The organism is Nostoc sp. C110 (assembly GCF_043099725.1).
Taxonomy (GTDB): Bacteria; Cyanobacteriota; Cyanobacteriia; order Cyanobacteriales; family Nostocaceae; genus Nostoc; species Nostoc muscorum_A.
The window spans coordinates 327,280-339,556 of record NZ_CP171148.1; the positions used below are offsets into that span (position 1 = coordinate 327,280).

Genomic DNA, 12,277 nt, shown 5'->3' on the forward strand with positions numbered 1-12,277 from the left:
TGGAGCAATAGTCTATCTTACGAGAACCCTCACTAGTGTGGTCAACAAATCAAGATTTCCCTGGAGGTTTCGTAACCCAATTAAGAAATATGGTACAGAATAGTCCAAACTGATTGCCCAAAAGTAGCCTTTACGCAACCTTTGGTAGTACTTTAAGTTACAGATTTGAACTTCAGTAAACTGTCTTTGGAAGTATCCTCAACAGACCAAAGTTATATTGTCAGACATCTTGCACCCTAATGTTAGGGTAACAATTTGAGAGTGTTTTACTCACAAGAGAGATTTCATGATTGATCTTCTCATTCTAATTAGAAGTTAATGCCGATTTTCGCGCAGTTGCTGGAAAACTGAAAATAATAAATATATTTATCAGCATAAAGCTTCTTAATTTACTAAGAGCTATCAATACATTAAACACGCTAGATATTTTTAGGGTTTTTGGGAGTTAATTTTTGATCTTTTTGGTTCATTTGTACTAAGGGAAAATCGGGATTTTTCAGATCAATATACTCTATTTGACCAGAATCGAGTTTCGCTGATAAATGACGCATTTGGGCGAGTACCTTAATTTGTTCAGACAACAGAGTACCTGGAACGCCAAGATGCACATTTCCTAGTTCTGTTTTCAAAATTAAATTCGCTGGATTTTGGCAATCAATTTCCACTACTTTCACAGTACTTTGGCTGATAGCTTGATGAATTTGAGCCCAGTTGAGACAGTATTGTTTGGGCGATCCAATTACTCTGAGATTGGGTAATTTTCTAGTGGGATTCAGTGATGTGTATTTTTCTAAAGGTATCCAGGCCCCACTTGCATCTAGTAAGCCGATTGTGACTTTTTTATTGCCAGTACCCTGATTTGCCCCACTTGCTGTTTGAGTCATTGCGACAGGGACTCGTTCTTGGATTTCGATGTTTAATCCGGGAGGAAACAGGCGACGTCTGACGATCGCTTGGGCAATAGTTGGTTGTTTTTTCAAAGAGTTTGCGATCGCTGCTGGTTCAATCCGCCACAAAGATTGGGGGTAAGATAGCACTAATAGGGATTGAGTTGTCTCATCTGACAGTAATTGATTGCCTGATTTCATCACTACTTGTTTGGGAGTTTTTAACACCCATACTGGTTGAACTGCTACCCACAGCAATCCACCCGCCAAACCGGTAATGGCAAAGGTTCGCCAAATAGCTTGAATAATTCTCATCTGCCGTCGCCGACGTAATTTTTTACGACGCTGGGCAAGATCCGTGCGGGAAACTGATATTATGCCAGCCATTCAAACCCCTTTCTAGTTACAATCCAAATTCCTTGACGCGCTTGTATCATTATTAATTTCAGTAAACACTGTCGGCATCTGTTAGCCGCTCTCCTCAAGACTTTTTTTATTTTTAGTAACACTTTACAGTAAGTACACAACGAACGTAGTCTCTAGTCATCCTTCCTATTAAAGTTTCCGGTGTCCATTCTTAACTCACTGTTGTCTTTTTGACAAGGGACATAAAACATTTTGTCTTTAAAGATTACAAAATCTTAATTTAAATATTTCTGATTTTGTTTTATTGACAAATAGAATGTGAAGTGATAAATAAGTCTTCCTTTGTCTCTGTATAGATTGCTATAATTCATACTAGTCATGTCTCATCAACTATACAAACAGGGAATAATATAATCGAGTAGCTTTTTTTACTGATTAACTCCGTCATCAAGGTTTGTGTCAGGTTAAAGAAAAGCTATGAGATTGTCAAAACCTCAATAGTAGGTGTAAAAAGGACAGATATGTTTAAGGTTATTAGGGTCAATTAAATCTCTATCATACTACTGACAGATACTGACAGTGATCCTGTAATAAGTGCTGTCTTTTGCAAGACACTACCAACTTGCGAATTAATTGTGTGCCTACATCAAAGTTAGAGATTGTTTGTATAAAAAATACGAGTTAACTGCATCTACACACGCGTCTACATACACCTATACATACATGAAAACGACATTCAATTTGTCACGTTTTTATAAAGCATGTAATCCAAGCTACACGCTTAATATAAGCAACGTGCTAGATCGCCAGTATTACATAGATTTTGCTGATGTCCGTGGTTGTAAGATTGTCGAAGAATTGCAACGGACTATAGTTCGGATTTCTCCTGATGAGCCAACCTGTCAGTTATTTACGGGTCACATTGGCTGCGGTAAATCAACGGAATTGCAGCGCCTCAAAACAGAACTAGAATTGGCAGGATTTCATGTGGTTTATTTTGAGTCCAGTCAAGACTTAGACATGGCGGATATTGATATCAGCGATATTTTGCTGAGTGTAGCCCGTCAAGTCAGTGCCAGTTTAGAAGGCATTAACATCAAACTCAAAGGTGGTTACTTTAGCAATTTGTTTAAAGAAGTAGGCGATTTTCTACAAAGCCCCATAGAGCTTTCTGGACAAGCAGAATTATCCTTGGGTATTGCCAAAATTACCGCCAAAACCAAAGATAGCACTCAGATGCGGAATCAACTGAGGCAATATTTGGAACCACGTACCAATAGTATTTTGCAAGCGATTAACGAAGAAATTTTAGAAAGGGCTATTGAACAGTTAAAGCTGCGGGGTCAAAAAGGACTGGTAGTGATCGTAGATAATTTGGATCGAGTCGATATGCGTCCCTTAGCATCGGGGCGATCGCAACCAGAATATCTCTTTATCGACCGAGGCGAACAGCTACGCCGACTCAAATGCCATCTAGTTTACACAATTCCCCTAACACTAATTTTCTCCAATGAGTATGAAACACTAAAAAATCGCCTGGGGGGAGGTATTGCACCAAAAGTACTGCCGATGGTGTTAGTGCGGCAAAGAGATGGCAGTGATTACGAACCAGGAATGTCACTAGTACGCCAGTTAGTCTTAGCAAGAGCTTTTCCAGAAGTTTCTTTGAATGAAAGGCTTTTATTAATTACAGAATTATTCGATCATTCCCAAACCTTGGATCGGATATGTCGCGTTAGCGGTGGCCACATTCGTAACTTATTGGGTTTACTTTATAGCTGCCTGCAACGACAAGATCCACCTTTTTCTAGAGAATGCTTAGAAGCTGTGATTAAAGACTACCGAGACGATCTGCTATTAGCTATTGATGAATCCCAGTGGGAATTATTGTTTGAAGTAGTGCAACAACAGAGAGTTAAAGGTGAGTCTGACTATCAAAGCTTATTACGAAGTATGTATTTGTTCGAATATCGTGACCCTCTGGGGCGCTGGTTTGGCATCAGTCCAGCCCTAGCAGAAACAGAAAAAGTTTTAGCTTGGCAACAAAACAAGTAATAGTGCTGGGTCAGTTAATAGTCATTAGTCCTTTGTCCTTGGCCATTGGACTAATAACTAATGCCCAATGCCCAATGCCCCATGCCCAATGCCCAATGCCCAATAACAAATGACTACTGACAAGCAGCTACACGTCTCCACAAAAGAAAATCAGCATACATTGCAAAGACTGATTAGAGCGATCGCACTTTCTGAAGGTCAATTTGCCCTAATTTTAGTTCGGTGTAACTATGGGCAATTGCGTGAGCAAATGTTAGAAAATATTCGCTCCATCACCAAAGATACTTATATCAGAGAAATCGTCCTCAATTCGTCAACAACTTCCTTACACAACACAATAGTCACAGAACTATCCTTAGATAATCCTGCTGTCCTCACAGACTCTTTGCCAGCTGCTGTTATGGTTTTTGGTATTGAGTCAGCAATCGACCTAGAAAACTTACTTACAGGCATTAACCAAGCGCGAGATATATATGCCGCAACTTTTCCATTTCCAGTAGTGTTGTGGCTACAAGATGAAGTTGCATCATTGTTGTCCAGATTAGCACCTGATTTTAAAAGTTGGGCTGCAACTACGATTAAATTTGAAATGGCAAAAGCAGATTTAATTGCTTTGATTCATCAAGAAGCAGAATCTCTATTTGCCAAAGTTTTAGAAGCAGGTGCTGAAACATTTTTATCTAATGCCTCCCTAGATTTAGATCCTAAGTCTCAACACCGCCACGAAATAGAATCAGCCCGTAATGATTTGCTGCGTCTATATGGTGTTCAATTAACACCAGGATTAGAAGCTAGTTTAGAATTTGTGTTAGGACGAGATAAATATGCCAACGATCAAATTAATGGTGCTTTAGGCAATTATCAAAGAAGTCTAGCATTATGGCAGCAGGAAACGAAGAGAGTAGCTGAGTTGGAGAGTAATTCTTCTTTACCTCTCTCATGTCCTCACCCTACTCCTTCGTCTTTACTCAAGCAAGCAATAGTACTATTCCACTTAGGGCTGTGTTATCACCGCATGGCAGACCTACACAATAATAGTAATAGTAGGTATTGTGAACATGCTCTCTTGTGGTTTAAACAATGCCTGGACGTATTGGAGGAGGTACAAAGAGAAGACTTAGTTGCTAAATTTATTTTGCCTGCTTGTGAAATGCTGCAACGTTTACAAGCTTGGGACGACTTAAAAAAATTAGCTCAAAAGTCATTACTTCTAAATAAAACCTATGGAACTCCTGCACAAATTGCTCAAAATTATGGTTTTTTGGCAAATGTAGCAATTTCAGAGTCGAATTGGGTACTAGCTCATGAATTTGCGAATGCAGCACTTTCTATTTCCGAAGAAGCAACAGAAGTTTCTCTGCGAGATGCTTTGCGAACACGACGACAAGAAAGTTGGTATCTTCTGTTGCTTGCACGTACACAGCGACATCTAGGTGAATCAGAAGAAGCGATAAATAACCTAGAATGGGCGAGGGTAGTTTGTGAGCTACAACATCAGCCATCACTATATTTAGAGATTTTAGAGGAACTGCGATCGCTTTACTTTTTTGAGCGTCATAACTATACAGAAGCCTTTAAACTCAAGCAAGAAAAAATTCAGATAGAACATCAGTATGGGTTTCGCGCCTTCATTGGCGCAAGTCAGTTACAGCCGCAACGATCTAGAATTAACCCAGCATTGGAACCTCAAAAAATACCGTTTATTCCTGAAGGAGTTGCCCAAGAAATATCAGCTTCAGGACGACAGCAAGATGTCAATCGTTTGATTGAAAGAATTAGTCGTGCTGACTATAAACTTACAGTAATTTATGGGCCATCAGGCGTAGGTAAAAGTTCAATTCTCAAAGCTGGTTTAGTCCCAGCTCTGACAGGAAAAGTTATCGGAGAGCGCATTCCTATACCTATTGTTTTGTCTGTTTATACTGATTGGCTCACAGTCTTAATAAGCAGTCTCAACCAAGCACTGGCATACACAGGAATATCAGTTAATCCTGACTCTACATTCAATATACTGTTAGAAAAAATTCGTTTAGCAACCGAGCGCAACTATACAATAATTATCATATTAGACCAGTTTGAAGAATTGTTTTTTATTAGTAATCCTTCTACACAAAGAATTGAATTTTATCAATTCTTTAGTGAATGTTTAAATATTTCATTTGTAAAAATAATTCTTTCGTTAAGAGAAGATTACTTGCATCATTTATTAGAATTTGAACGATTGAGCCAAAAAAATAGTATTGGACTATATGATTTAGGTATAATTAATAAAAATATTCTCGATAAGGACATTCGCTACTATCTAGGAAAATTCTCTAGTCAGGATGCTAACGCTATAATTCACAGTCTTACTCAACGTTCTCATTATGAACTGAGTGATGAATTAATTAACCGATTAGTTCAGGATTTGACAGGAGAACTAGATGAAGTACATCCAATTGAATTACAAATAGTTGGCGCTCAACTACAAATAGAAAATATTACTACCCTTGGACAATACAAGCTTTGCGGCGGCTCGGCAAAATTGGTTGAACGCTGGCTAGGGGAAGTGATCAAAGACTGCGGCCCAGAGAATGAAGAGTTAAGTTGGAAATTATTATTTGAGTTTACTGATGAAAAAGGGACGCGACCTTTAAAAACTAAAGCTGATTTAGCGGCTGCATTAATTAATAACCATGATATAGAAACAATATCAAGCTTTAACACAATTGGGGAACTGATTTTAGAAATATTGGTGGGTTCAGGTTTGGTGTTGCGAGTCAGAGAAGAATTAGGCGATCGCTACCAGCTAGTTCATGATTATTTAGTTGAACCAATTCGCCAAAAAAACAACTATGGTATGCTCGCCGAGTTTGAAAAAATCAAACTCGAAAAAATTAGAGCAGAAGTAGCCCAACAACTGAGTCAAAAGCAACTCAATTTGGTGTTGCAACGGCGACTGCGAGAAGCACGGTTTGTAGGTGTAGTGCTGGCAATCATGGGGGGAACAATAGCAACATTATGGTGGCAAGCCAACTTGCAAAAAACAGCAGCAATTCACCAGACTCTACGAGCTGAACGCAGTGAAACCAACTTGAGGATTAGTGGAATCACAGCTGCTAGCGAAGCTCTATTTGCGTCTAATAAAGAGTTTGATGCTTTATTAGAAAGTTTGCGAGCTTGGAGAGAACTGAAACAGGCAGATGGAGTGCAACCAGATACCCGAATGCGGGTGGTAACAGCCCTGCAACAGGCGGTTTATGGGGTGACAGAAGTCAACCGCTTAGAAGGGCACACTGATATTGTCTGGGGAGTAATTTTCAGCCCAGATGGTCAAACCCTAGCATCAGGTAGCCGAGATCAGACTGTGAAAATTTGGCATCCTGATGGTAGTTTACGCCAAACCCTCAAAGGTCACACTGATGCTGTTACCTGTGTAAGCTTCAGCCCAGATGGTCAAACTCTAGCCTCCGCCAGCCTCGACAAAACAGTACAAATCTGGAGTAAAAACCCGGTTACAGGTGAATTTGATCCCAAGCCATATAAAACCCTGAAAGGACATAAAGATTGGGTTTATAGCGTTAATTTCAGTCCTGATGGCGAGTTGTTAGCTACTGCCAGTAAGGATACAACCATAAAACTCTGGCGCAAAGACGGTACATTAGTAAAAACCCTGAGAGGACATCGAGGGTGGGTTAACTGGGTAAACTTTAGTCCCGATGGTCAATTAATCGCTTCGTCCAGCGATGACAAGACAGTGAAAATCTGGCGACGGGATGGTAGCCTGGTTACAACTTTGCAGGGACATCAGCAGGGTGTGACTGTATCTGTTTTCAGCCCCGACGGTAAATTTTTAGCTTCAGCAGGTCGAGATAAGACAGTGAAACTTTGGCGGCGCGAAAATAACAACACTAAAGGCAGTTTTGACTTTCGTCTCTACAAAAATTTACGACAGCATAGCAGTACAGTATGGAGTTTGAGCTTTAGTTCCGATAGTAAAAAGTTAGCTTCCGCAGGTGAAGACAATACCATAAACCTCTGGAGTGTAACTGGTACTTTACTCAAAACCTTCAAAGGACACAGTGATGCTGTTGTTACTATCGCTTTCAGTCCAAATAACCAATTGCTGGCTTCAGGAAGTTTCGACAAAAGCGTGAAACTATGGAGTTTAAATGCCCCAACACCGCCTACTCTTCAAGGGCATCAAGATCGAGTTTTGAGCGTTACTTGGAGTCCCAACGGTCAGATGCTGGCTTCTGGTAGTAGCGATCGCACTGTAAAACTCTGGAAGAAATACACTAGTAATGGCGAGTTCAAAACTCGACTTTACAAAACTTTAATGGGGCACACAAGTAAAGTTCCTAGTGTCAGTTTTGACCCCAAAGGTAAAATGCTGGCTTCAGGAAGTTATGACAAAACCGTGAAACTTTGGCGGCTTGACGGTACTTTAATCATGACTCTTCACGGACATAGCGATAGTGTGATGAGCGTGAATTTCAGTCCTGATGGTCAGTTTTTGGCATCAGCTAGCAAAGATAAAACTGTGAAACTTTGGAATCGTCAAGGTAAGTTACTCAAAACCTTAGTGGGGCATCAAGGTTGGGTAAATAGCGTAAATTTCAGCCCTGATAGTCAGATTTTAGCCTCTGCCAGTGATGACCAAACTGTAAAACTGTGGAACCGTGAAGGGAAATTGCTCAAAACTTTTTCGCCCCATGACAGTTGGGTGTTAGGTGTCAGCTTTAGTCCCACTGATGAGTTGCTGGCTTCTGCCAGTTGGGATAACACAGTAAAACTGTGGCGACGGGATGGTACGTTGTTAAAAACCTTATTAAAGGGGTATAGCGATAGCGTCAACGCTGTAACTTTCAGTCCCAATGGTGAATTGCTTGCCGCTGCTAGTTGGGATAGTACAGTGAAACTTTGGAGTCATGAAGGCAAATTAATTAAAAGCCTGAATGGGCATCGTGCCCCAGTGTTAAGTGTCAGTTTTAGCCCAGATGGTCAAACACTAGCATCAGCTAGTGATGACAACACGATAATTCTGTGGAATTTAAACCTTGACGATCTGCTTGTTCGTGGTTGCGACTGGGTGGGTGATTACCTCAAGCACAACCGTAATCTTGAGGAGCGCGATCGCTTTCTTTGTAATGGCATACCCACTAAAAACTCTTTTTAATTATGAATTAAGTTGAAGCCTCAATGAGCAACCGCTCTTGGTTTAGCGGTTGATGAGGCGATCGGGGTTGTTAATTCAGACGTAGAAAATAATTTTCGAGTTAATCAGCAAAGGAGCGATCGCTCTCTAAAACTTCACGACTATTTTCTGGGGGAGCCTCTTGTGGCAAATTCGCTAGAAAAGCTTGTAGTCTCATACGCTCGATATAAGGCCAGCCTCCCTCAGACTCAATATCTTTCAGGAGTGAGTAAAGTTGCCGACGGTTAACAGGCAAACTCTCTTGAAAAACCCCATCTCGGATCTCTCTGTGTAACTGTTCCAATTGCCTAAGCAAAGCCAAAAGAGCTACAGTCTCACCTTCACAACCCTGCACGGCATCATACACCACAGTTGCGATCGCTTGCAGTTTACAGGACAACTCCCCTGATTCCAGATTTTTGTTATGGTTCATGCCAACTTTTCCGTATAAATGAGACCAACTCAAATTTACCGGAGATTTTTAATTTTCCCTAGTTTGCCAGTACTTACTCTAGAGATTGAGCCCAGAAAATAAAGCTACTGTAGTCTTTTAGATGGTTTTTTGCTAGACTCACCGCCTTTGCTCTTCCCTGCACTTACCTAAGTAAGGGTTGAATATAACTAGATTTGTATCTTTATTAAAAGCAATTGCGATCGCTCCTAAAAGAGCGTAGTAACCTTTAGCATAGCCTCCACATCAGCTAGATGCGATCGGAACGAGACTTTGTTAATTAAGAGTACTTTGATTTTGAGTTAAAAAAAATCGTATGATCTGGCTAATTTACCCATCAAACAATGGGCTGTATGTAGTAGCGTCACATACATGATACAAAAAGACTTGGGCGACGCTGCTTTTGCAATTGGCAAAAGCAAAGTGCAAAGCAGACAACTCTCTTCGCACTCTTTGAGGCAAGCACTTATGCTGCTCTGTGTAGCGCTTACTCATCCCCCCGCCCAACTCTAACAAATGCCACCAACAGTAAAACTGCTGGTTTTTTGCCCCCTAGTTACACACATCCAAATAAGGATACAGTGTGCTACTTATTCTGGGGTTTACTCCCCAAGCTCAAGAGAACGACACGTTTAACTACGTTTAGCAGAGAAAAGTTTGACTGGCGACTTCCAGCCTATACGCCCTGACATTTGTTTCAATTCTGGTAATCAGAGCAACCCAGTGTCAGTTCGAAGATGGCTTTTCGTCAGAAATCAAAGCTTCGATGCAGTTTTACAACTTAGATATTAATTTTTGAGATTGAGGTTGACCATGAGGTATCGCGCTTTAATTGTTGCATTTTTGGCTTTGTGCCTGGGACTAATAACTGCTTGTAGTGATGCTCCTGCTACTAGTAGTAGAGATGTACTTACTTACGACCAAATTCGTGGCACTGGCTTGGCGAACAAATGCCCCCAACTAGCAGAAACAAGCCGTGGCTCCATTCCCATTGATTCTAGCCAGTCTTATGCCATCAAAGAACTTTGCTTAGAACCAACTAGCTTTTTCATCAAAGAAGAACCTGCTAATAAACGCCAAGAAGCAGAATTTGTTGCTGGCAAATTGTTGACTAGATACACTTCCACTATTGACCAGGTGCAAGGCAACCTAAAAATCAACTCAGATAATAGCTTGACCTTTGAGGAAACTGATGGTCTTGACTTCCAAGCCATCACCGTACAACTTCCTGGCGGTGAGCGAGTACCTTTCCTCTTCACCATCAAAAACTTGGTTGCTCAAACCCAACCCAGTTTGAGCAGTATTAACACCTCTACGGACTTTGAAGGCACTTTCAAAGTTCCTTCCTATCGTGGTGCTGCCTTCCTAGATCCCAAAGGTCGTGGTGTCGTCAGTGGCTACGATAATGCCGTAGCTCTCCCCGCTCAAGCGGATGATGAAGAACTTACCCGCACTAACGTCAAGCGTGCTGAAAATCTTAACGGAAAGATTTCTCTGCAAATCGCTAAAGTTGATAGTTCTAGTGGTGAAATTGCTGGTACTTTCGAGAGCGAACAGCCATCTGATACAGACTTAGGTGCTGGCGAACCGAAAGAAGTCAAGATTCGCGGTCTATTTTTTGCACGGGTTGAATCGACTCGTAGCTAAATTCTCTAGAGTTTAGATAACTGACCTGGCATTCAGAACTACAATTCTGTAAACATCAGGTTTGATCGCAAAAGTTAACTTCTTTGCCCACATTTTCAGGGCTGTTTCATTCCTATAAAAGCCTTACAGAGACTAAAAGAGACAAGAGAAGAATTTCTCCTTCCCTTGTCCCCAGTTTTTCAAGAGGCTTTGAAAGAATGAAACAGCCCTGCCTTTTTTGAGGGTGGTACATAGATTTCTGACAAAGAGGGAGAAAGCTGAAAGCCTAATATGCTTGGGTTAGTGATATTTTGCCGCGCAATATCTTCCCAGTACAAAAAAGATCAATCTCGCATTTTGTTGTATTTGCTTGCGTAAATATACATACTATTTTTCAAATATTATTAGTTATTTTTAATTGTTAGCTGAATTTCGGTTGAATGGACAGGTAATTTTACTGTAAATCAAACTTTTACTATCTAATAAAATTTTGACTATTGTTGTTTTGTTTTTGGAAATTAGCTTCACCATTAATTAATTAAAGTTACGTACAATCTCGGTTTGAGATTTAGTGATTAATTTTATATTTTATTTCTATGTAGTTCTAAAAATAGCTACAAATTATCCCAAAGATAAATAACAAACTAAATATCAACTTCACCCATTTAAATTTTGCGCGGTTGTCAAGTAATTCTATTGGGATTTTGCCTAAAAAAAGTTGTTAATCCCATAGTAATTGCTATTACATATAGCGCGATATTCTGTTTAATATCGCACAATCGCAACTGAATTTAAAAGTGAGTAATTGATTGTTAATTTACTCAATAAGCACGGTGCTATGCCTACCACAGTCACCAATGAACTAAAACATGAAATTTGGCAGTTGTTGCGAGAATATCAGCAATCTCGGTCAGAAAATGTTCGCAATAAACTGGTAAAACTCAATTTTGGACTTGTGAGAAAAGAAGCTCACTACTGGACGAATCAATGTCATGAAACCTACGATGATTTGCTCCAGGTTGGATGTTTAGGTTTAATCAGAGCGATTGAAAAATTTGAACTTTCCAAGGGACATGCCTTTAGTTCCTATGCTCTTCCTTATATTCGGGGTGAAATTCAACACTATCTCCGAGATAAAGGTGTCACCGTGCGAATTCCTCGGAAGTGGTTAGCACTCCAACAGCAAGCAATAGGAGTGTCACGTTCTTGGCGTGAAAAGCACAATCGCCAACCAACAGATACCGAATTAGCAACAGCGCTAGAAATTTCTCCAAACGAATGGCAAGAAATTAAGTTAGCGTGGATAAATCGCGCTCCCTTGAGTCTTGATGTGCCAATCCAAGATGGAGAAGAAGGTTCTACTTGTTTGGGAGAATTGGTTCCTGATCCTCACTATCGCAGCTTTCAATTGGCACAAGAAGACCAACTTCGCTTGCAACAAGCATTGGTTCAACTCGAACAACGCACCCGTGATGTCTTGGAATGCGTATTTTTACAAGATTTGACACAAAAACAAGTTGCAGAACATCTCGGGATAAGTGTCGTGACAGTTTCCCGTAGAGTCAAGAAAGGTCTGGATTTGATGAAACAGCTTATGGGTGTAGCAGACGATTAACTGCAAATAAACTAAATCCGCAGTTATGCTGGGCTGTTAGTGTTAAAAATAACCCTTGAAATGTAAAAAATTAGGTTATAAAGGTAACATACTTTGCCTTT

The 12,277-nt window shown here is 40.3% G+C and carries 6 protein-coding genes; 4 read left to right on the plus strand and 2 right to left on the minus strand.

The genetic code is table 11. The features are described 5' to 3' along the window. Window positions 1–419: 419 nt before the first annotated feature. On the minus strand, window positions 420–1,274 hold the full coding sequence (locus ACFFRD_RS07225; RefSeq protein ID WP_114086113.1) for a cell division protein FtsQ/DivIB: 855 nt from the start codon (window positions 1,272–1,274) through the stop codon (window positions 420–422). 702 nt (window positions 1,275–1,976) lie between these two features. Between ACFFRD_RS07225 and ACFFRD_RS07230 the strand changes: the two genes are divergently transcribed. Together ACFFRD_RS07230 and ACFFRD_RS07235 are read left to right on the plus strand one after the other, a co-directional pair. Beyond that, window positions 1,977–3,308: a P-loop NTPase fold protein gene (locus ACFFRD_RS07230; RefSeq protein ID WP_392480964.1), complete on the plus strand. Its 1,332-nt coding sequence runs from the start codon at window positions 1,977–1,979 to the stop codon at window positions 3,306–3,308. A 109-nt stretch (window positions 3,309–3,417) separates the two neighbouring features. Beyond that, a complete protein-coding gene (locus tag ACFFRD_RS07235) occupies window positions 3,418–8,466 on the plus strand; it encodes a hypothetical protein (RefSeq protein WP_392480965.1) in 5,049 nt (1,682 codons plus the stop codon). 100 nt (window positions 8,467–8,566) lie between these two features. On the opposite strand, the gene ACFFRD_RS07240 is transcribed toward ACFFRD_RS07235, so the two are convergent. Then, window positions 8,567–8,917, minus strand: coding sequence for a hypothetical protein (locus tag ACFFRD_RS07240; protein ID WP_392480966.1), 351 nt, complete (start codon window positions 8,915–8,917; stop codon window positions 8,567–8,569). An 831-nt stretch (window positions 8,918–9,748) separates the two neighbouring features. On the opposite strand from ACFFRD_RS07240, the gene ACFFRD_RS07245 reads away from it, so the two are divergent. After that, the gene (locus tag ACFFRD_RS07245) at window positions 9,749–10,582 is read left to right on the plus strand and encodes a photosystem II manganese-stabilizing polypeptide (RefSeq protein WP_012411115.1); all 834 of its coding nucleotides are present in this window, start codon (window positions 9,749–9,751) and stop codon (window positions 10,580–10,582) included. Between the two features lie 817 nt (window positions 10,583–11,399). Continuing rightward, window positions 11,400–12,176, plus strand: coding sequence for an RNA polymerase sigma factor SigF (locus ACFFRD_RS07250; protein WP_190962130.1), 777 nt, complete (start codon window positions 11,400–11,402; stop codon window positions 12,174–12,176). The last annotated feature ends 101 nt before the right edge of the window (window positions 12,177–12,277 follow it).

Excerpts from the sequence above, each read along its gene's own strand:
- ACFFRD_RS07225 (WP_114086113.1), bottom strand. The coding sequence starts at position 1,274 with ATGGCTGGCATAATATCAGTTTCCCGCACGGATCTTGCCCAGCGTCGT.
- ACFFRD_RS07230 (WP_392480964.1), top strand. The coding sequence starts at position 1,977 with ATGAAAACGACATTCAATTTGTCACGTTTTTATAAAGCATGTAATCCA.
- ACFFRD_RS07235 (WP_392480965.1), top strand. The coding sequence starts at position 3,418 with ATGACTACTGACAAGCAGCTACACGTCTCCACAAAAGAAAATCAGCAT.
- ACFFRD_RS07240 (WP_392480966.1), bottom strand. The coding sequence starts at position 8,917 with ATGAACCATAACAAAAATCTGGAATCAGGGGAGTTGTCCTGTAAACTG.
- ACFFRD_RS07245 (WP_012411115.1), top strand. The coding sequence starts at position 9,749 with ATGAGGTATCGCGCTTTAATTGTTGCATTTTTGGCTTTGTGCCTGGGA.
- ACFFRD_RS07250 (WP_190962130.1), top strand. The coding sequence starts at position 11,400 with ATGCCTACCACAGTCACCAATGAACTAAAACATGAAATTTGGCAGTTG.